Genomic DNA, 22,623 nt, shown 5'->3' on the forward strand with positions numbered 1-22,623 from the left:
TTTAGAACCAATGAAACTTAACGGAAATTTGATTTACACTTCTCACGGAAAGCCGCTATAATTAACGTAACTACATTTTCCAGAATTCGAGGGTATTTTATGAACAAGTCCAAACATGACGTCAACCTAGTTTGCGTGACGGTCGCATCCTGCATCATCTTCGTCTTAGTGATCCTTATGGGATGCCTGTTAGTCTCAACTCATCACGCCAAGGCTAAAAACCAACAACTTATGACTAAGATTAGGACAACCCGGCAGGAAACCAATACGTTAAACGCCAAAAAGACCACGCAAAAAGTTCAAAAGCAGCACCAGACCGGAGTCGACATCACATCCATTCAGAAAAATAACGACCAGGTCTACCAAAAGGCCATGAAGATGGCATACATGGCCAAATCAAGCAAACAGCGTCAAGCCGTTAGTAAGCAGTTTAAAAAGGATCGTTTCGATCCAGCCTTTACTAAAACGGTTCTAAGTACCAAGGGACACAATAAAAAATACCTAAACCAAAAGATTGAGGACGTCTCCGTCAACAACGCTCGTTACGACAGCCAGTCTCAATCCTACAACTCGATGATCACCATTACCTTTGCCTCAAGGAATAATAAGAAGCCAAACGTCTTGAATTACGTCGTTAACTACAACGTTAAGAAACGAAAGACGACCCTCGTTGGGACTTCATGGACCAGCACGTTCGTGGCGTTAGGAGGTCAAGAAATCAATGGCTAAAAACAACAAATTTCACCTCAATAAAAACGTCAGTGTTCTAGCAATCATGTTCGTAATCATTGTCGTCTTGCTCCTCGCTATCTTCACCCTGATGATTCATAATGACACCATTAACACCCAGGTTAAAACCAATCGGGCCACCCTTTCTGCTGAGCAGAAAACGTACAACCAACGGTTTAACTCCCTAAACAAGCGTTATAAGAATCGCCTTTTAAACACCGATAATCAAAAGGTCGGCAGTATTCTGCAAAACCAACACATGGCCGACACGACCTACAAGAACCTAAACGAATTCTTCCAGATTTTCTACACCTACGATAATGACGACCAATTCCTAGCACGTCCTCAAGTCCTAAAAGACGCTGGACTCATCGGACCAAACTACGCTAGCAACCAAAAGGTCTTTGGCAAACAAGGAAACAAGCAGACCAAGGATAAGGTCAAAAGCATGGGCATCAAGAGTAAAATGGTCGGGCTACAGATGTACGACAATCCCAACAGTCCCGAAACGATTAAAAAGATTCGCGTCATCGTCACGTACGCAACCAAGTACAACCAAAACGGCGGTGATAACGTCGACAAGCTGGGTGACGTGCTATACAACACCAAGACCAATCAAGTGCTGAGCTATCAACCAATCGTGACCGTGGGCCACTCATTAGTGACGAAGTGGGACCAATGAAAATAGCCTTCAGGAAATTTCCTGAAGGCTATTTTTTTGAACTAATTTAACTTAATTAAACAAATTTTTCAAACTTCTCGTATTTAACCATGATACCGAGTTATTTGACCCGATGTTTTAAATCATGAAGTGCCAAAGCCATTGCTGAAGCAATAAAGCCAAGACCGATTAACTCGAGAATTAACGAGTCGTTCTCACCAGTTTGTGGCAAGTTCTTGGAATTCTGCTTAGCATTCTTTTCTGAAGAATTGAAAGCCTGGTGAATGGCTTGCGTAATTTGCGGTTCAACTACCAGACTACCGTTCTGCTTTGTTGAAGCTTCTGGTGTACCGGTCTGACTGCCATTATTTGGAGTTGCTGTAGAGCCACCATTGTTAGTTGGTTGACCGGGCATGACAGAGTTGCCACTTGGTTGGTTTGGAGTTACCGAACTGCCACCATTACCGTTGCCACCGTTATGACTTGGTGTAATCGGGTTAGTGCCGTTGCCACCATTATTGCTTGGGTGGTTCGGAGTTGGTACATTCTTAGCCAAAACCGTGACAGTAACAACCAATGTGTCCCCGTTTGAGGCGGTGATGATGACCTTGTATTGACCAGGAACTTCATTATTTACTTTGGAAGTGTCAATGCTTGTGATCGTTGCTTCTGTACCATCAGCATTAGTTGCTCTAGCACCGTAGGCAGCGGCATTGGTAGGAACTAGATCACCAACGTGAATGGTAATTCCGTGACCTTCAAGACTCGTCTTATCCGCTAAGACGGTCACCGTTACTACTAGTTTCTTGCCATTTGATGAAGTAATGGTGACTGGATATTGACCCGGCACCTTATTATTAACCTTGGAAGTGTCGACGTTAGTGATACTTGCTTCTGTACCGTCCGTGTTAGTGGAACTGGCACCATAAGCTTGTGGGTCAGTTGGGACCTGGTCGCCAACGTAAATGGTCAATCCGTGTCCAACTAAAGTTGCTTCGTCAGGGAGCACTGTAACCGTGACACCCAGTTTTTCACCATTGTTGGCGGTAATCGTTACCGGATAAACGCCAGGAACCTCATTGTTTACTTTGGATACGTCAATGTTTGTGATCTGGGCTGGATTGCCGTCGTAATCAGTTGCTTGAGCATCGTAAGCTGCCGGGTCGGTTGGAACTTTTTGACCAACGTAAATCTTGATGTTGTTAGCACTTAAGCGCGTGTGATTCTTTAAAACAGTAACCGTGACAGTGATACTTTCGCCATTATCTGAAGTGATGGTGACTGGATAATCACCAGGGATTTGGTTATTAACCTTTGAAACGTCAATCTTGGTAATCTTAGCGGGCTTACCGTTTTTGTAGGTTGCTTTAGCACCGTATGCACTTGGCCACGTTGGAACCTGTCTCCCAATTCTGATGCTGGTTCCATGAGCGGCAATGCTAATCCGACTCTTAACGACCGTGACGGTGACACCTAGTGTCTCACCATTGTCAGCGTGAATCCAAACTGGATATACTCCAGGGACGTGATTATTTACCTTCGACACATCAATCTTAGTGATTTTAGCCGGATTACCATCATAATCGGTTGCCTTAGCGTCATACGCAGCTGGGTCAGTTGAAACCTGGTCGCCAGTGTAGATGGTCAGGTTATGCGCACTCAAACTAGTGTGGTTAAAGAGCACGTGAACGTAAACCGTCTTGGTTAAACCGTTTGACGCACTGATGACAACCGGATAATCTCCCGCCTTAGTGTTATTGACTTTGGAAGTGTCAATCCCAGTAATTGTTGCCGGACTGCCATCTGGGTTCAGAGCGGTCGCACCATAGGATTTAGCGTCGTCTGGAACGGCTTGCCCAATTCGAATGCTGATATCGTGACCGGTAACCGCATCAGCGGGAATGGGAACAACGGTTACATAAGCAATCAAGGTTGGACCTGATAAAGTATCAAGAGGACCGTAGATTACAACTGCATATTTTCCAGGTTTATTAAGGTTAACACTATTATAATTAACTCCATAAACTGCAAATGGAATAGTGCCATTCGTCATTTGAGCATCATAACTATCAGGATCTCCTAAATCGATATTAGTAGGATTACCTGTAAAAATGGAAATATTTTTGGCTGTAAAACTAACAATATCTACAAATGTTTGAGAAGTCGTGCCATCAGAAAGAGTAAATGGGACGTAGTAACGTCCGGGCACCTGATTATTAACTCCTGAAATATCAATAGACGTAACTTTTAGAGGATTACCCTGATCATCAGTTGCAATAATTCCATACGAACTTGGATCATCAGGAACTGGATCACCGACTTTAACCGCAATCGAATTAGAAATTATATGATCAGCTTGAATGTCATCTTTAACCTGTTTTGCTTGCTGATTAATTACCGCTGGTTGGTTAGTCTGAACGTTATTAGTGGTTTTCGGTGTCTGCTTTTCTGGCGCAACTACTTGTTTATTAAAATTGGCACCTTGATTATCAGTTTTTTGACTAGCTTGATTAGCGGGTGCTGGGGCAGTCTTTTGGTCAGTTGCGTTTTGTTGGCCGTTATTTGGCTCTGGTTGAGTCGATTGATTTTTGCTTTGCGCATTGTTCTGACTAGCAGTGGCTTGGTTGTTAGTCGGTTGTGAATTTGTTTGAGCTGCTCTTTCGGTTTGACCGTTACCATTCTTTGATGACGATTGGTCCACCTGCGCAGTGTTAGTCGTCGGTTTAGATGAATCAGTTTGTCCTGGTTGAGCACTGACCATTGGAGCTGTCCCAGTGGTCTGATTAGTATTAGCTTGAGCCGCATTATCCTGCGTTTGAGTTACGGCTGGATTCGACTTACTTTGATTTTCTGGTTGCGATTTAGCAGACGTCGTGACTAGGTCACCCTTTACTGGTTGATTGGACGCTGCTTTTTTAATAATTTGTATATTATGATTATTATTATTAGATTGACCGTTAGTATCGGCGCTTGCGCCAACCGTCAATCCTCCGACGGTAGCGACGGTCACAATGGCTGCGACCATCCACCGCTTTCCGGCTTTATACATCTTGTAATGTTTCTTGGTATTGTTCTGCATAAGGTTTCCCCTCTCGTTCTAAAATACATCTTGTGAATTATCAGAATATATAGTAAAACTGCTGTTTATATATTCACAATTGACATTGTAAACACGACGATGTCAGCAATCAACCTTTTAATATGCTTCACAATGTTTGTAAAACGTACTAGCAGAGAGGGGTTATAAAATAATAATTACTACGTAAAAATAGCGTACGAAATCTAGCAACCCGTAATTTTTATCGAATTTCCGATATTTAAATTTCCTCTTACGAATGATTAGTCAATTTATCATTGATTTGCCAGTAATTATAGCTAATCTTGCCAAAAAACGTTTCTTATTTCATTAATTGATTAAAATAACACGAGTCTTATCCAATCGTTCACAATTTATCTACTGTCAATTCTTTTTTTGACCGATTTTGTGGGAGTAAAATTCACAAAAATATTTGCAAAAATTTTTTTATTCCCGCACCAAATTAATTTTAAAAGTTTGATTAAACCCGGCTTTTGTTAAATAGCTTTCCATAAATTAGCCACAAAAAAATGGTCAACATCCATTTCATAGATGTCGACCATTCAATTTAAAGCTTATTTGGTTTCTTTTTTATCTTTAAACCATTTCCCTAATCCAAAGATACCAAGAATTGAAAGTAACATAATTCCAATGACACTTAGGAAACTGTTATCTTCTTGACCAGTTTGTGGCAACTCACCCTTCTTATTAGTGTTGGTTGCATTTTCCTTAGCTTCATTAGTCTCATGTTTTTGTGACTTAACATGGGGATTATTTTCTGAAGTAGAAGATTTCGGTGTGGTTGTTTCTGAAGAATTCGAGTTATTCTTACTTGAACTTCCATTACTTTCAGGAACCGCATTGCCATTGTGATCATTTGGTGTCATTATACCATTTCCACCATTGTTGTTTGGTGTGTTTGGTTCAACGTTGTTCCCACTTTCACCATTGTTTCCATTAGTTGGATTCTCTGGTTCCGTTGGGTTTCCACCATTGTGGTCCTCCGGATGATTTGGTGTTGGGTTAGTTTCACCTGTCTGTTCTTGAGAATAGATAACTTTTTCTGTTCCCATCTCATCTGGACCGATGGTTCCATTGACGACCGCTTGATCGGGAGTCATGTCAGCAACACTTGGTGATTTAACACTATAAGTATTGTCATCACTCGTCCAATCGTTCCATGTGACTTCACCCGTTGCCAAATCTTTGGTTCCAGTTCGAGTGAAGTGAGCCGTAATCGTCTTTGATGGTGCTACTTGGTTACCATCCTTATCAACATAGTGAATGGTAACCTGACCAGTTGTATGATCTGATACTGCTTCAGTGTTATGCGTGTAAACAACATTTACTGAATCATACTCATTTGGAGTAATAGTTCCGCTAACTGAGTCCTTATCAGGAGTCATGTTAGCAATTTCTGGTGAGGCAACGTTGTAAGTATCACTGCCATCGCTCATCCATGGTCCCCAGGTAAGTTCACCCGTTGCAAAGTCCTTCGTCCCATTTCGAGTGAAGTTAACGGAAATAGTCTTTGAAGGTGCCACTTGGTTACCATTTTGATCAACATAGTGAATGGTTCTTTGACCAATTGCATTACCAGTTACTGAAGCCGTGTCATGGGTGTAGTAAACATTAATTGTATTATTTTCCCCACGAACAACGTTTCCAATAACTTGATATTTATCGGGTACCATGTTGTAAACCTTAGGTGAATCAACATTGTAATGAGCATCATCACTCGTCCAATCATTCCAAGTAACATCATTCGTTACTAAATTCTTAGTCCCAGTCCGGGTGAAATGACCAGTAATAACCTTTGATGGTGCCACTTGGTTGCCACCAGTTTTGTCAATGTAATTGATGGTTGTTTGACCAGTAGCTTGCTCACTTACTTCCGTAGTGTCGTCAGCATAAGTAATATTTATTTCACTGTTATCATTTGGGTTAATCGTTCCGCTGACTGATTTCTGACTAGGAGTTCTGTTAGGAACATTTGGCGATGTCACGTCGTAAGTGTTGTCAGTACTTATCCAATCGTTCCAAGTAACTTTACCAGTTACCAAATCCTTAGTTCCAGTCCGAGTAAAGTGGGCAACAACTGTCTTCGATGGGGCAACCTGATTGCCATTTTGATCAACATAGTTAATGGTTACTTGCCCATTGGCTTCATCCTTTAAATCTTCAGTATTATCAGTGTAAATCACTTTTGTTGAACCATTTTCGTCAGGATTGATGATTCCACTGACTGAATCCTGACTAGGAGTTCTGTTAGGAACACTTGGTGATGGAATGTCATAAGTGTTATCGGTACTTGTCCACTTATCCCAGCTAATAACCTTATTTGTCAATGGATCTCTTTGACCAGTCCGGGTGAAGTGCGCGGTGATGACCTTATCTGGTTGGAGGGTATTACCATTTTGATCAACGTAATGAATGGTAAACGTTCCAGTGGTTGAGTCTGTAACTACTTGACTAAGAACGACTGTGACACTCACCGTCTTATAACTCGTCAATCCCTTCGAATTGGTTGTCTTATAGGTCACGTTATAAACGCCAGCTTGCTTGTTAGCAATGGCTTCTCTTAAAGCGGCATCATCGGAGATTTCAACTTTATCACTGGTCCCGTCTTGAACATCATTTGAACTTACACCATCTAACAAGTAGCTGTCTAAGTTGTCAATGTTGAAGGTGTCAGCATTTAATGACTTATCACTGGCCGTGATGGATGGGAAGAATCCCTGTTGGTCATTGTTTTGGTAAGTGAAATACTTGGTAATACTCTTATTTATTGGATTACCTTGCGGATCTAATGAGGTTCCTTGATCGTCGTAATATCCAAAATTAACTGAATATTTTCCACCAAGATCAGGAGCAATGACATTACCAGTAAACTGTAAGTATTGAATGGTTACTCCATCTGGGAAAGTAATGTATAACTTAGCGTCATTCGCATTGATCTGTTCCATCCGAACTTGTACACCTGGCAAAACCTGTCTCAACTGGTCTAATGTAATCCACTGACCAGCATATTGACCAGCCCACTTAGGTGTATATGGAGTTCCAGCTTCTGGAATTCCAAAACGCAGTCCACTCATATCAAATGAAGCACCATTTCCTTGAATCTCAACGGTCCAGGTTCTACCAGTTAAATTATTTAAGGCCTGGTCTGGATTAGCATTAGGATAAAGCACATTAGCGAAACTAGGTTTGTCACCCTTGGCTGGATCATATACAGAATCCCAATAAGTACCTGAGATTGGGTTGTTGGCGTTTGGTCCCTCATAATTTGGACCAACACCTGCGTAACCATCTCCTCCCAATCCAGATCCTAAGTTAGGAGCTTGAACTCGGTCAGGTGATGGTTGGTTGCTATCAGGTGTGTACCCATAATAAAAAGTATTTAATAGATAAGTTGAATTACCATGTTGAAACTCTGAAGTGAAATAAACTCCAGCTAGACTAACTTTTGTATTTGCTTGAAACGGAATGTTTAAAGTAAATGAGAATGAACCGGTTGTGAATTCAATGGTCTTATCAAAGATATAGTAAGCTCGACCATTTGCGGCATCAATGTCTAAGTGGCCATATTCTGAACCACCGGTCATTGAAATATTATTCCAATTGATAACTTGCTTCATTAAGTCATCACTACCAGGATCAGTACTATTGGCGATGTTAAAGACAATTCTGTCACCAGCATTGATCGTAGCATCCGCGTCAGTCACCGAAATGTCATTTCTCACTGACATGGTTCCAAATTGATTAAAGTTAGTGTTGGCAGGAACTGGATTACTAGTAATATCGATACCATTTGGTAAAGTACTACTGTCACTAGTAGTATCAGCGTTCATTTGTTGATTACTTCTTACAACATCAGGATTAGGCTGATTAGACTTTTTGGCGTCATCGTTTTTAGCCTGCTTAGTATCATCCGGTTTGGTTTGGGTATCAATTCCTTGATTATTCTGGTCATCAGTTTTTGTCTGATCAGTTTGTGAATCAGATTTAGCTGTTGCATCATTTTGGTTTGATGAATCCTGAGTCTGATTTTGATTATCAGAAGTAGCGCTTGATTGATTATCATCCTGCTTCTTTACATCACTGGACTGGTCAGTCTTTGATTGATCAGTTTTACTATTTTGTGATGATTGCTCAGTTTTTTGGTCCTGAGTTGCTTGATTATAATTATTCGTGGATGATTGTGATTCTTGTTTACTATCATCCTGTTTTGACTGGTCATTTTGCGCCTGAGTTTGTGAATCAGTCGCTGGTTGAGTTGGTTGATCCGCCTGCTTTTGCGAATCAGCTGTTTGGCTCTGGTTATCCTTTATCTGACCATCTGTTGCACTGACAGCTTGGTCTGAACTACTTGGGTTTGCATCATTTTGATTAGATGATGTGGTCCCCGGTTGTGTCGTCGCACTCGTCTGATCTGCTTTTTGTTCAGACGGAACGACTCCTGCATTGGCCTGAGTGGCAGTGGTGTCAGCACTTGCCCCAAGCGTCATTCCACCAATTGTGAAAGTGGTGACAAGGGCAGCAACCATCCAACGTTTCCCAGACTTATACATCTTAAAACGTTTCTTTGAATCCCTAAACATAAATAAACACTCCTTAGTACCCTGGCGGTTACAAAATAATAAATCACAAACTATACTTATTATTCATTATTACGGAAACTTATTATACACAAAAAATACGATAACTCAATCATCCTGTTTATCAAACTTATCAATTAATTAGGTAATTCAAGTTGTGAATTTTTAAATCTAAATCTCACTAAGCTAGTGCCAACACGTTTTCAGCAATTTATTCATTTCTTAATAAATTGCTGAATTTTTTAATTATTAAAAATCTATAAAAAAAGGCTAACACCCAAAATGGATGTTAGCCTTTAAACTTATTAATCTCGCATATTTTTTAAATCACAAACTTACTTACTTGGTTTCTTTTTTGTCTTTAAACCATTTTCCTAACCCAAAGAAACTGAGAAGTGACAGAAGCATGGTTCCGATAATGCTTAAGAAGTTATCAGAACTTTGACCAGTTTGTGGTAACGTTGTCTTCTTTTCAGACTTTTTAGCTGGCTTAGCTGCTGGAGCTTTCTTGTCAGAAGCCTGGTTCTGTTCGGAATCATTCTTCTGGTTTGAAGCATCGTCACTCTTAGTGGCGTCTTGGTCAGTCTGTTTGTTAGTTGCTTGGTCTTTTGCTGAATCGGCCTTTTGACTTGTATCGTTGTCATTTTTAGTGGCATCAGCGTCAGCCTGCTTATCTGATGTGGTGTCATTGTTTTTTGCTATGTTTTGATCAGAATTGGTTGAATCGGCTTTTTGACTAGCCGCATCATCACTCTTAGTCGCACTTTGATCAGTTGTCTGATTTTGTGATGAGTCGGACTGCTTAGCTGAAGCGTCATCATTTTTGGTAGTGTCCTGAGCACTGGCAGCTTGTGCGTTTGCCGTGTCATCGCTCTTGGTGACGTTCTGATCAGCTGCCGTATCATTGGTAGTCTGATTTTGCGGTGCTACAACTTGTTTATCAGACGAATCACTATTTTGTGAATTCATCTGAGTGTTGTTAGTAACATCCGCTTTCACATTATGTTGGTTAGACATAAGGATTCCGCCTGAAATCCCGGCTGAAAACATCGTGACTGTAATGGCACTGAACAGCCATCGTTTACCAGCTTTATACATCTTATAATGTGTTTTGCTATCACGATTAAACATATAAATAAAAACCTGCCCTTCTAATTTCAAATTAATCTATACTTACCAGCTAACTAAGCCTGAAGTAATTATTGCACAAACTGAAATTGAATTGAACACAATTGTATTTTACACAATGTGTGTAAAACAACGTCACGATAGGCTTTTATTTGGTCGAATATCCCGGATTTGGTCCCACATACTACTCATTATGTGTAAATAATCACCAAAAAATGTAATATTTTTGTAACATTAATACTATATATTTAGAAACTGTAATGTAACTCGCTTTCATTCTATGAAGTAAGTTAAAAAGTACATAGGTATTTTTGTGTCATCCAAACCACAACTAGCACCAACGTAACTAGTAGATCAGATAACCAGCTAAACGCTGTCAGAATAGGCATGTGAAAACACTCCAAAATTAATTTATTATCAGGAATCATTTAAAAAGATCGAAATGGTTTCTTGTGATGCGTAAAAAAACTGATCTACAAGGCTTACATTGGTACTCATGCAGGAGAACTATAAAGGACATCATATTGTAATCACTATAATATAATTCACATTCAATGGTCGCTTAATGTGTAAAAAGCCTTAATTATCCAAAAGAGTTAGAACAACTCTCGCTAGTGAGTAACTCTCTTAGAATGATTTATATCAAAATTCTGGAGAAAAATATGGCAACCAATGTAACCAAGGACTTAATCGCAAACGAATTTCTAATTCAAGCTAGTCACAAAAGCATCTTTGATATCAACGTGAAATCACTAACAGACTCGGCTGGCGTATCAAGAAAGTCCTTTTATAATAATTTCGAAAGCATTGATGATTTAATCACTTACATTCAAACCACATTATGCAATCAAATTGATGAAGAGTTTAATAAGGAAAGCGATCCAGACGACACCTACGTCAATAATTTGATTAATTGCCTACCGGAGCTTGTGTATAAGTATCGCGATCAGATTCGTGTCCTACTCAAACCAAGCCTCAAGGGGATTTTCATGGCTTTTTTACTGAAAAAGTATAAAAGTAACATTATGAACAACTCACCCAACTTTCACGTTAAGCAAAAGATTCCCAAAAATATGATTATGAATCTGCAGGCTCAGGCCTTTTTCTTTATTTTGGAGATGTGGATTACCAGTCCAGTCCCAGAGGCACCCCAATCTTTTGAAAAGAAACTTCGCGAGTACTTTCAAGACAACTGATATTATCAACTCACGACACAAAAATACCGTGTCGTTATTAGATTAATAACGACACGGTATTTTATTTTGAACTATTTAATTAATTTACCGGACACAATCAACCGTTTGGTTTCACCCGGATTCCCAGAAGCACACGTGACTAGCGTGATTTCTTTTTGGTTGCCATTATCATTAATCACCGAGATGTCATCTTCAGAGACAATCTTTTTACTGGTAACCTTGTAGGTATACTTCTTACTAGGATTGGAAAGGTAGATTTTCTGTCCGACCTTTGCTTTTGATAGCGGCGAAAACAACACGTTTGGGTCCTTCATGTGATGACCCGCCAGGACGTAGTTTTTCTCCCCCATCTTTTCGTCCATCTTCATCGTTCCGGCTCCAATCGTTAGATCATCGTCGTTTAGCCCCTTAAAGATGGGTAAATCAATGTTTAAGTCTGGAATCTTGATGCGGCCAATTGCGGGCGACTGTTTGGCCTTTTGACTCTTCATAATGGCGTTCTCGTCGACCGCCTTCACGTTACTAAAATCATAATCGCCCTTACGTTGATTACCACGCTTAGCCTCCTGCTTGGTGATACTGTTAGCCTTCTGTCCGCCTTGGTATCCAACCCACCATGAAGTAATCTGAGAATTAAAGACCAGACCAAGTCCGACAACGACCAGGGCCACAATTAGAAGGTTCCAAAAAAATTTTTTCATTTTCCTACCGCCATTTCGTAAACGTACTCCACTACTACATACGCTTATTCTACCTTATTTCTATTTAAAATCTAAAGTTTCGAACTGGCTTTGATAATTCTTATAATATTCTCGGTGGTACGTTCGATGTTTTCGGGTCCCCTTTTAAGGGCCTCTTCCATTGACGCCACTCCGCCTAAGATGTCAATCACCGACGACACTCCAGCATCGTACAGGTCACTAATTCCTTCACCGATGTGACCCGTCTCAACGAAGACCGGTTTATGATATTTCTTGGCCAACTTGGCGACTCCAAAGGGCACCTTACCGAACTTGGTCTGAGCGTCAATACTGCCCTCACCAGTGAAAACGCAGTCGGCATGCTTAATCTTTTCTTCTAGTCCGACCGTCTGTTCCACAATCTCAATGCCGGGACGCAACTTGGCCTTTAAAAAGACCATCAGTCCGGCACCAACACCACCAGCGGCACCGCTGCCAGGAACGCTTGTAACGTCCATCCCTAATTTATCGTTAATCACGTGCGCATAACTTCTTAAATTATTATCCAGTTGCACGACCTGACTGGAATTGGCACCTTTTTGCGGACCAAACACCGGCGCCGCTCCGTTCTTTCCAACCAGTGGGTTAGTTACGTCCGAAGCAACCACGAATTCGGTCTCGGCGATCCGATGATCGAGTCCCGCCACCGAAATGTCGGAGATGCGACCGATTGAGGATCCGTTTGGAATAATGACCTTTCCGTTTTCGTCCATGAACTTGACTCCAAGGGCCGTTGCCATCCCGGCTCCACCGTCAACAGTCGCACTGCCACCGATTCCGATGATGATTTTTTGGGCGCCAAAATCCAAGGCAGCTCTAATCAACTCACCAGTCCCAAGCGTGGTTGTGACCATCGGATTACGACGGTTTTCAGGAATTAACTCCAGTCCACTGGCCTTCGCCATCTCGATGACCGCGGTCTTGCCGTCACCGAGTATTCCAAAGAATGAATCCACCTTCTGACCAGGAATCGGACCATCAACCGTGACGTCAATCTTCCTTCCATGAGTGGCATCAACCAGCGTGTCAACGGTCCCTTCGCCACCGTCAGCCATTGGAACTTTATCAATGTGGGCCGACGGATCAACGTTGATGATGCCCGCCGCCATTGCGCCTGCCACTTGTTTGGCTGACATACTGTCCTTAAATGAATCTGGCGCTAAAACAAACCGTAAACTCATGCTCTTCCTCCTTTCGAACTTGTTCATCCATTAAACCGATTATAACGCACAAAAAAAGCACTTCATATACAATGAAGCGCTTTTCTGAGCTCATAATTTACTTGGTAGCTGGGACCACCGGTGCCTGGTAGATCGGATATTTCTTAATTTCCACGTAACGAGCACAAACCGGTGTGTTGTACAAGTTCACGCCGTCCTTTTGAAACATCTCGAGTTTGGCGATGCGGTCCATGGCGTTCTTGACCACTTCTTCACCTAGAGTACTTGAAGCGTAACTCAACTTAATGGTCTTGACCTTGTTTTGATCTGACTTAAAAACTAATTCTAAATTTCTCATGTTCATCCTCCTAAATTATTCAGCATCCAAAGTATCAGTGGAACTCAACGTTGCCTTCTTAAATGAGTCACCGGATAATTCCGCTAAAATCACACCGAACTGCTTGATTTGGTCCTCTGAAACGTTCTGCACCAGGTTGTTAAAGGTGTGTTTGGCGTCAGCATGACCCTCTCCTGCAAGTGTGTATGTTGCGCTAGTCTTCATCCAATTTCTTTTCATTTTTTCCATCCTCTTCAGTTTATTTTGTTAAGGCAGTTGGCCAACCCCTTACACCTACTAGAAACGAATCAACTAGTCAATGTGTTACCTAGATTGACTTTTTTGATAATGTGCCTGCGCCACTGGTAGAGGGTCTTCCGTGAAACGTGAAGTTCTTTCGCAATTGCCGTCATCGACTGGCCGCGATACCGTCGTATTACCAGCTGGCGCTCCCTTTCGTTCAATCGGTTCAAGACTTCTTCAAACATGATGCGCGTTTCGACATCTTCGCCGCCATCGGAAATAACATCCAGGTCGGTACTATTTTCAACGTCAATTCTGGAAGCCTGCCTGGTTTCCTTCTTTAATAAATCCAAGATGTGCCAGTAAACTCCCTGATAGATAAAGTTTAACCGACTTTTTTCGTCGGTCGGATCACCCAGATAGCGTTGATACGCACTCACAAATGCCAGGCGTCCCTCTGATACCAGGTCCTGATATTGATCGTGAAATGGTTTGATTCCTAAACGTTTCAGTACGCCAAAAATCACAACCTCGTGGTCATCTTCCATTAAAAATCGAAATGCCGTTTGCTCGTTATTCATAAAATTGAATCTCCCTAAAGTAGTTTGATCCAAAGGCCTTTGTATCAGGAACTAGCATAAGGTGGAAAAAGAATCAGCACCATCCCGATAAATGGCGGAATTTTGCCGCAAAAAAAAGATGCTAGCGAGGCTAACGCCAAGACATCAAATTTAAAGGTGGAATCCATTTTCCACCTTATAGAGATTAATTTAAAAAAGAGCTATTAATAACTGGCACAGTGCTGCCAAAATCAGCGCTAGTAAAATCGCAAAACTACTCTTTACGGAAAGAATGAACGTCCGTTTTTTGTCCTGAACATGGATAAATTTACGCACATGCTGATAAATTACTGGAATCGTGAACAATACCAGTAACGTACTAACCGGAAGTAGCCGCAACCAGACGGTTACAATTACCATGATGTAAGTCACAACATAATTGCCAGTAAAAACCACTAACGACCACTTTTTCCCGATGAAAGACGCTAGGGTATGACGGTTTAACTGGATGTCTTCTTTTACGTCACAGAGGTTATTGGCAAGCATGATACTAGCGAGTGGAAACAGAGCGAGCGTGGACACCAAAAGGCCATTTAAAAACAGTTGCCAACTAAATTGTACTACCGGCACGTTTACCATGATGACGGTGTAAGTAATCCCCACTCCCATCGTTAGCGAACATGCCATTTCACCAAAGGGCGTGTGAGAGATTGGCAGTGGTCCGCTAGCATACAAATAACTAATAATAAAGCCAATTACACCAATCACTAGTAACCACATCGTGGTCGCAATGAGCAAATAAATGCCCAAGATGGCAGTTAGAAACGCAAAGATCATGGTCGTAATCACTGCCGCCTTAAATGAAATCTTGTTGACCCCTAGTGAATTGGTCTGCTCCCGAAACTTCCTGGCTGCCTTTTTCGAAGTCTTAAGGGCGGAGTTATAATCAGCCAGATTATCCAACGAGTTGGCCATCAGCTGGATTAAAAGACACGCTAGTAACAAAATAATAGAATTAAAAACGTCGACTTCCCCGTAATCATAGCTGACAAACATTAATCCCAATAAAAAGGGAATCACGGTTGACACAAGTGAACTCGGTTCCGTTAGGGCAATTAATTTATGAATATTCATTTTAACCTCCGGCTGGATTCGTTAAAGAATCCCGCAAAAATTAATTGGTTAAGAAAAGATGTAACATAGTGAATTTAGTAACAAATATTAACTATTTAATAAAAATAGCTTTTGCTTTGCCAAATCATCTTTTCTAATAAATACTATTATAATAGCACTTTATCATCATATTTACATAAAACATTTCAGCTCCACTTCATGTTAATTTATAAACAACATATTAGACTTTCACGCTCTAATCCTGCTATATTGAGGGGCACAGAAAGGAGGAATACCATGAAACTAAACGAGCTAAGAGACGCCCAGTACGTGATCGATCTCGTCTTGATGTATCAGGATGCCTATATCAAGAAGCAACAAAAAGAAAGCCTGTACTCATCGCTTCCAGTATGCGAACTTAACGATCATGAAATCATCCGCTTAAATCCATACAACGTCACCCCAAACTTCAAAGACAAACGCTCAATTTGGGACTTTGTGCCAAATCACAGTCAACTAAACAAAACAGATGATAACTTTCAGGTCCAAACCGACCAAGTCAAAGACCGTGATGAGGCCAACCGACTAGGATTTATCCGCAACCAATTCTTCAAACAGAAGTGCTACAACGGAGTCAACACCATCGGTGACGAGTTTTCAGGAAACATCACCACGGTCTCAGACGACGAGAGCCAGTTCCACGACCTAATCGACAACCCAATCATGTTAGTAGAGTATGCGCTCAGTTTTATCTCCGCGCTTAATCTTTCCAAACTTGAAAACGCCATTGACGACAACGTTGCCTATCACGTCGAACACTACGACTTAGGTCAGGTCTTTAACTTTGAAATTTTTGCCGATGACGACGATTTTAAAATCATCAGTTTTCAATAATTTAATTTTGTAATCACAATTTAATTTCCAGAGACTAGCGCCCACAGACGGGCACTGGTCTTTTTCTTACGGTTCATAGTACCTCATTATGAACTAAAAATACGTTTAATTTTCTTTTAAAATAATGTATTATTTTTACATATGATCTCAATTAATAATTGGTTCCTGTTAGTATCTTAGATGAGTAAATTATTGCGGAGTCTGGTAACTTTTAACAACGGGAGTTCGATTCTTCCCTCTGCACTTAACTACTTATTATGTTTAAATTTTAAAAGTTTAATTACGATCTTTAATATATATGATTTGTACATTCCTCTGGCGGGGCTTTTATAAATAGAAATCATACATAGGTAGTTAATTCCAAAGAGAACTAATCAGAAAGGGACCTTTGATTAATACTTACTTATTAATCAAACCAATTTTCTTATTTTTTCTCTTACCTTAGTCATGGTAGGTCAGCGATGGCTTCGTTAATCTGGGTTCGATTCCCAGACTGACCATATTTAACAAAACAATTATCTTAAAAGGAGTATACTTAGAATGTTCTAAAAATTTAGGAGTAGGACCTTGCGCGTTAAGTGTCGGCGGAACGGAATGTGAACGCTGAACGAAAAACTAACAGTTTGCGGTGCTTGGTCCGCATTCGCCACTTTAATTTATGCCAATTTTGGTGGCAGCTCCACTAAGGAGATGTCAGTATGAAGAAAGAATTAGAACATTGGGGGATGCTCCCCCTAAGCACCAAGGGATTAACCTATCTAGCGGTCTTGATGGCCATCAAGATTGTTTTAGGTAAGATTCAGTTTCAGACTAGTTATCTGGAGATTGGATTTGGCTTTATTGCCGCTGTATTTATCGCATGGTGGTTTGGCCCGTTCTGGGCCTCCATCTCGGCAGTGATTTTAGATATTCTGCAATCATTTATTAATGGGTACGGCTTTTTCATTGGTTACACTTTTACCGCCGTGTTAGCCGCCCTGATATATAGTTTTGCTTTTTATCACCACCAAAAAATTGGTTGGGTGCGCTTGACGATCACGATGGTAATTGTCACGTTAGTGATTAACGTCTTTTTCAACACCCTCTGGATCTCAATCATGTCCAACACGTCGTTTTTCTATTACCTGCCAATCCGGATTGTCAAAAACATCATCGCAACCCCGATTCAAATCGTAATCCTGTACGTGTTAATGAATAACAGAGTCATTCAGCATATGAAACCAAACGTTTTCAAAAGTAAATAATTAAAAAGGGTCCTTGAAGTTAAAAACTTCAAGGACCCTTTTTAGTCTTACGACATACACAAAAAGCGACCAAATTCATTTCGAATTTGATCGCTTAATGTTAACAGATACTAAAACCCTTTTTATGGTTTTAACATCTAGTTAAATTGCTTATTGGTTCTTCTTGCGTCTCTTAAGTCCGTTAAGAATTCCCCAAAGTCCAACCATTGCGAGTTCAATGACACCTGCAGCAGTTACTAGGTCATTGTTACTTTGTCCGGTTTGAGGTAATTTGTCTGCTTTATTATTCTTCTTCGCAGTATTTTCACCCTTGTTACCGTGATTATTAGTAGCATTACCGTTGTCTTCTGAGGTATTCGTTGAATGGTTGTCACTCATCGAAGTGCTGGTTGAACCGTTAGTGTTTATAGACAGACTATCGCTCGTCGATTGAGAACCACTTAATGAGGAACTTGCACTGGTACTTGCCGAGTTGACATCACTCATCGAAGTGCTAGTTGATTCACTGGCACTCGTGCTTGCCGAATGATTTGTACTCATTGAAGTGCTCATCGAGCCACTAGCGCTTGTCGATAAGCTATCGCTGGTGGATTGACTGCTACTCAATGAAGCACTGGCACTCGTACTTGCGGAATGATTGTCATTCATTGAAGTACTGATTGAACCACTCGTGCTGGTACTTAGTGAGTCACTTGCACTAGTAGAAATACTATCACTAGTACTGGTTGAGCCACTTACACTTGTGGAATTGCTTAAGCTACCACTTGTGGAAGCACTGCCACTTACCGAAGAACTAGCACTCGTACTTGTAGAATGGTTGTCGCTCATTGAGGTACTAGTTGAACCACTTGCACTGGTTGATAAGCTATCACTGGTGGATTGACTGCCGCTCATTGATGCGCTGGCGCTGGTACTTTCAGAATGGTTGTCGCTCATTGAGGTACTAGTTGAACCACTTGCACTGGTTGATAGGCTATCGCTCGTCGATTGACTACCGCTCATTGAGGCACTGGCGCTGGTACTTTCAGAATGATTTGTGCTCATTGAAGTACTAGTTGAGCCGCTGGCACTAGTTGATAGGCTATCGCTCGTCGATTGACTACCGCTCATTGAAGCACTGGCGCTGGTACTTTCGGAATGATTTGTGCTCATTGAAGTACTTGTTGAGCCACTGGCACTAGTAGATAGGCTGTCGCTAGTTGATCCACTTGTACTCATGGAGTTTCTCAGGCTATCACTGGTAGATTCACTGCCACTTACTGAGGAACTATCACTAGTAGAAGTACTTTGACTGTCGCTTGTACTCAATGAGGCACTAGTACTATTGCTAGTGGAAATACTCTGACTGTCACTTGTACTTACAGAAGCACTATCACTATTGCTTGTTGAAATACTTTGACTGTCACTCGTACTTGTCGAAGCACTATCACTATTGCTTGTAGAAATGCTTTGACTATCGCTCGTACTTGTCGAAGCACTATCACTATTGCTTGTAGAGATACTTTGACTATCGCTCGTACTTGTCGAAGCACTATCACTATTGCTTGTTGAAGTACTCTGACTATCACTAGTACTTACTGAAGCGCTGTCGCTAATACTATTTGAAGTACTGTTGCTCATTGACGTGCTAGTAGATTCACTGTCACTCAATGAAGTAGAGTTACTCTTGCTAATAGAGTTACTTAAGCTATCACTCATACTCAACGAAGCGCTTGTACTCATCGAGTTTCTCAGGCTATCACTGGTAGATTCACTACCACTTACTGAGGAACTGTTACTGGTACTAATTGATTCACTGTCGCTAGTACTTACAGAAGCACTATCACTGTTGCTAGTTGAAATGCTTTGACTATCACTAGTACTCAATGATGCACTATCACTATTGCTTGTGGAAATACTCTGACTGTCACTCGTACTCAATGAAGCGCTAGTACTGTTACTGGTAGAAACGCTTTGACTGTCACTCGTACTTACAGAAGCACTATCACTATTGCTTGTTGAAGTACTCTGACTATCACTAGTACTCAATGATGCGCTATCACTGTTACTTGTTGAAACGCTCTGACTACCACTAGTACTCAATGATGCACTGGTACTGTTGCTTGTTGAAATACTTTGACTGTCGCTTGTACTTAATGATGAACTACCACTGTTACTTGTTGAGATGCTCTGGCTGTCGCTAGTACTCAATGAAGCACTACCACTATTGCTAGTGGAGATACTCTGACTGTCACTCGTACTCAATAAAGAGCTAGTACTGTTACTTGTGGAAATACTCTGACTATCACTGGTACTCAATGATGCGCTATTGCTATTGCTAGTTGAGATACTTTGGCTTTCACTGGTACTTAATGATGCGCTGTTGCTGTCGCTAGTTGAAACGCTTTGACTGTCACTCGTACTCAATGAAGCACTGATACTATCACTTGTAGAAGTACTTAAGCTATCACTAGTGCTCAACGAAGCACTGGTACTGTTGCTAGTTGAAATACTTTGGCTATCACTAGTACTCAACGATGCGCTGGCGCTATCACTAGTTGAGACGCTTTGACTATTGCTAGTACTTAATGAGGCACTCCCACTATTGCTTGTGGAGATACTTTGACTATTGCTGGTACTCAATGATGTGCTGGCGCTATCGCTCGTGGAAATACTCTGACTGTCACTAGTACTTACAGATGCGCTATCGCTATCGCTCGTGGAAATACTCTGACTATCACTAGTACTTACAGAAGCACTATCACTGTTGCTCGTGGAGATACTTTGACTGTCACTTGTACTCAATGATGTGCTGGCGCTATCGCTAATTGAAATACTCTGACTATCACTGGTACTCAATGATGCGCTGTTGCTGTCGCTTGCGGAGACGCTTTGGCTATCACTGGTACTCAATGATGCGCTGTTGCTGTCGCTAGTGGAAATGCTTTGACTGTCACTGGTACTTAATGATGCGCTATCGCTATCACTAGTTGAAACGCTTTGACTATTGCTAGTGGAGATACTTTGACTATTGCTAGTACTCAATGATGCGCTGGCGCTGTTGCTAGTAGAGATATTTTGACTTCCACTAGTACTTAATGATGCACTACCACTGTTGCTAGTAGAGATGCTTTGACTGTCACTTGTACTCAACGATGCACTATCACTGTTGCTAGTGGAGATGCTTTGACTGTCGCTTGTACTCAATGAGGCACTGCCACTATTGCTAGTAGAGATACTTTGACTATCACTAGTACTTAACGATGCACTACCACTGTTGCTAGTGGAGACGCTTTGGCTATCACTGGTACTCAATGATGTGCTGTTGCTGTCACTAGTTGAAACACTTTGACTATTGCTAGTACTTACAGAGGCACTATCGCTAATACTATTTGCAGTACTGTTACTCATCGAAGTACTAGTGGATTCACTACCACTCAACGAAGCGCTTGTACTCATCGAGTTTCTCAGGCTATCACTGGTTGATTCACTACCACTTACTGAGGAACTATTGCTAGTAGAAGTACTTTGACTGTCGCTTGTACTCAATGATGCACTACCACTGTTGCTAGTTGAAACGCTCTGACTGTCACTTGTACTTACAGATGCGCTATTACTATTGCTAGTAGAGATACTCTGGCTATCACTAGTACTCAATGATGCACTGCCACTATTGCTAGTGGAGATGCTTTGGCTGTCACTAGTACTTACAGAAGCACTATCACTGTTACTTGTTGAAACGCTTTGGCTGTCACTAGTACTTACAGAAGCACTGTCGCTATTGCTAGTGGAAATGTTTTGGCTGTCACTAGTACTCAATGAAGCACTATCACTGTTACTTGTTGAAACGCTTTGACTGCCACTGGTACTCAATGAGGCACTACCACTCATAGAGTTTCTCAGGCTATCACTGGTAGAAGTACTACCACTTACTGAGGAACTATCACTAGTACTTAGTGAATCGCTCTTAGTCGAGTTGCTTTCACTAATTGAGGTGCTAGTTGACTCACTGCCACTTAATGAAGTGCTGTTACTCTTACTAGTTGAGTCACTCAAGCTATCACTAGTACTTACGGAATCACTATCGCTAATTGAATTTTTATCGCTAGTAGATTGACTTAAACTATCACTGGTACTTACTGATTCACTCTTGGTTGAGTTACTTTCACTAATTGAGGTGCTAGTTGATCCACTGTCACTTAATGAAGTGCTGTTACTATTGCTTGTCGAAACGCTTTGACTGTCGCTAGTACTCAATGATGCACTATCACTATTGCTTGTAGAGATACTCTGACTGTCACTCGTACTTACAGAAGCACTGTTACTATTGCTTGTGGAAATGCTTTGACTATCACTTGTACTCAACGAAGCACTATCGCTGTTGCTTGTGGAGATACTCTGACTGCCACTCAGCGAAGTACTACCACTCTGACTAGTAGAGTCGCTCAAACTGTCGCTAGTGCTTAGTGATGCACTAGTACTCATGGAGTTTCTCAGGCTATCACTGGTACTCAGTGAGTCACTCTTGGTTGAATTACTTTCACTCATTGAAGTGCTATTTGATTCGCTACCACTCAACGAAACAGAATCACTCTTACTTGTCGAGTTACTTAAGCTTTCACTCGTGCTTAATGAGTCACTCTTGGTTGAATCGCTTTCGCTCATTGAGGTGCTAGTTGACTCACTGCCACTTAATGAAACAGAGTTACTCTTGCTTGTCGAGTTACTCAAGCTATCGCTAGTACTTACGGAATCACTCTTGGTTGAGTCGCTTTCACTCACTGAAGTACTAGTTGATTCACTGTCACTTAATGAAGTGCTGCCACTCTTGCTTGTAGAAGTGCTCTGGCTGTCGCTTGTACTTAATGAATCGCTCTTGGTGGAGTTACTTTCGCTCATTGAAGTGCTATTTGATTCGCTACCGCTTAATGAAGTACTGCCACTCTTGCTAGTAGATTCGCTTAA

General features: G+C 41.2%; 15 protein-coding genes and 1 riboswitch. Of the genes, 5 read left to right on the forward strand and 10 right to left on the reverse strand.

What is annotated here, in order from left to right:
• The first annotated feature begins 99 nt into the window (after positions 1-99).
• Both AC6UD1_RS06885 and AC6UD1_RS06890 read left to right on the forward strand, forming a co-directional pair.
• Positions 100-729, forward strand: coding sequence for a hypothetical protein (locus tag AC6UD1_RS06885; RefSeq protein ID WP_500707677.1), 630 nt, complete (start codon positions 100-102; stop codon positions 727-729).
• Positions 722-1,411, forward strand: a complete 690-nt coding sequence (locus AC6UD1_RS06890; protein WP_500707680.1) for a hypothetical protein — start codon at positions 722-724, stop codon at positions 1,409-1,411. Before AC6UD1_RS06885 ends, AC6UD1_RS06890 begins: the two co-directional genes overlap by 8 nt.
• Positions 1,412-1,511: 100 nt before the next feature.
• Here the strand turns inward: AC6UD1_RS06890 and AC6UD1_RS06895 are convergent, their stop codons facing one another.
• The 3 genes from AC6UD1_RS06895 to AC6UD1_RS06905 all read right to left on the reverse strand — a co-directional run bounded on the left by AC6UD1_RS06895 (position 1,512) and on the right by AC6UD1_RS06905 (position 10,195).
• On the reverse strand, positions 1,512-4,469 hold the full coding sequence (locus AC6UD1_RS06895) for a KxYKxGKxW signal peptide domain-containing protein (protein WP_500707682.1): 2,958 nt from the start codon (positions 4,467-4,469) through the stop codon (positions 1,512-1,514).
• Between the two features lie 572 nt (positions 4,470-5,041).
• Positions 5,042-9,067, reverse strand: a complete 4,026-nt coding sequence (locus AC6UD1_RS06900; RefSeq protein WP_500707683.1) for a mucin-binding protein — start codon at positions 9,065-9,067, stop codon at positions 5,042-5,044.
• A 336-nt stretch (positions 9,068-9,403) separates the two neighbouring features.
• Entirely contained in the window at positions 9,404-10,195 is a 792-nt protein-coding gene (locus AC6UD1_RS06905; protein WP_500707684.1) for a KxYKxGKxW signal peptide domain-containing protein, read from the reverse strand.
• A 659-nt stretch (positions 10,196-10,854) separates the two neighbouring features.
• On the opposite strand from AC6UD1_RS06905, the gene AC6UD1_RS06910 reads away from it, so the two are divergent.
• Positions 10,855-11,388 (forward strand): hypothetical protein, encoded by a 534-nt coding sequence (locus AC6UD1_RS06910; protein ID WP_500694586.1) that lies wholly within the window; start codon positions 10,855-10,857, stop codon positions 11,386-11,388.
• Between the two features lie 71 nt (positions 11,389-11,459).
• On the opposite strand, the gene AC6UD1_RS06915 is transcribed toward AC6UD1_RS06910, so the two are convergent.
• The 6 genes from AC6UD1_RS06915 to AC6UD1_RS06940 all read right to left on the reverse strand — a co-directional run bounded on the left by AC6UD1_RS06915 (position 11,460) and on the right by AC6UD1_RS06940 (position 15,562).
• On the reverse strand, positions 11,460-12,089 hold the full coding sequence (locus tag AC6UD1_RS06915) for a class A sortase (protein ID WP_500707685.1): 630 nt from the start codon (positions 12,087-12,089) through the stop codon (positions 11,460-11,462).
• A gap of 71 nt (positions 12,090-12,160) precedes the next feature.
• Positions 12,161-13,309 carry a glycerate kinase gene (locus AC6UD1_RS06920; protein ID WP_500707686.1) on the reverse strand — a complete coding sequence of 383 codons (1,149 nt, stop codon included), beginning with the start codon at positions 13,307-13,309 and terminating at the stop codon, positions 12,161-12,163.
• Positions 13,310-13,406: 97 nt separating this feature from the next.
• Complete coding sequence (locus tag AC6UD1_RS06925) at positions 13,407-13,646, reverse strand: DUF2922 domain-containing protein (protein WP_500696311.1); 240 nt, start codon at positions 13,644-13,646, stop codon at positions 13,407-13,409.
• 15 nt (positions 13,647-13,661) lie between these two features.
• Positions 13,662-13,865 carry a DUF1659 domain-containing protein gene (locus AC6UD1_RS06930; protein WP_500694590.1) on the reverse strand — a complete coding sequence of 68 codons (204 nt, stop codon included), beginning with the start codon at positions 13,863-13,865 and terminating at the stop codon, positions 13,662-13,664.
• A 68-nt stretch (positions 13,866-13,933) separates the two neighbouring features.
• Entirely contained in the window at positions 13,934-14,449 is a 516-nt protein-coding gene (locus AC6UD1_RS06935) for a sigma-70 family RNA polymerase sigma factor (RefSeq protein ID WP_500707688.1), read from the reverse strand.
• A 189-nt stretch (positions 14,450-14,638) separates the two neighbouring features.
• On the reverse strand, positions 14,639-15,562 hold the full coding sequence (locus AC6UD1_RS06940) for a prenyltransferase (RefSeq protein ID WP_500707689.1): 924 nt from the start codon (positions 15,560-15,562) through the stop codon (positions 14,639-14,641).
• A gap of 276 nt (positions 15,563-15,838) precedes the next feature.
• Here AC6UD1_RS06940 and AC6UD1_RS06945 point away from each other — a divergent pair, with 276 nt between their 5' ends.
• Both AC6UD1_RS06945 and AC6UD1_RS06950 read left to right on the forward strand, forming a co-directional pair.
• Positions 15,839-16,435, forward strand: coding sequence for a hypothetical protein (locus AC6UD1_RS06945; RefSeq protein WP_500694593.1), 597 nt, complete (start codon positions 15,839-15,841; stop codon positions 16,433-16,435).
• 553 nt (positions 16,436-16,988) lie between these two features.
• Positions 16,989-17,086, forward strand: a riboswitch (THF riboswitch).
• A 47-nt stretch (positions 17,087-17,133) separates the two neighbouring features.
• Positions 17,134-17,679 carry a folate family ECF transporter S component gene (locus tag AC6UD1_RS06950; RefSeq protein WP_500696001.1) on the forward strand — a complete coding sequence of 182 codons (546 nt, stop codon included), beginning with the start codon at positions 17,134-17,136 and terminating at the stop codon, positions 17,677-17,679.
• A 150-nt stretch (positions 17,680-17,829) separates the two neighbouring features.
• Here AC6UD1_RS06950 and AC6UD1_RS06955 read toward each other — a convergent pair whose 3' ends face one another.
• Complete coding sequence (locus tag AC6UD1_RS06955; protein WP_500707690.1) at positions 17,830-22,557, reverse strand: LPXTG cell wall anchor domain-containing protein; 4,728 nt, start codon at positions 22,555-22,557, stop codon at positions 17,830-17,832.
• Between the last annotated feature and the right edge of the window lie 66 nt (positions 22,558-22,623).

Source organism: Fructilactobacillus sp. X8R1C1, from assembly GCF_059900945.1.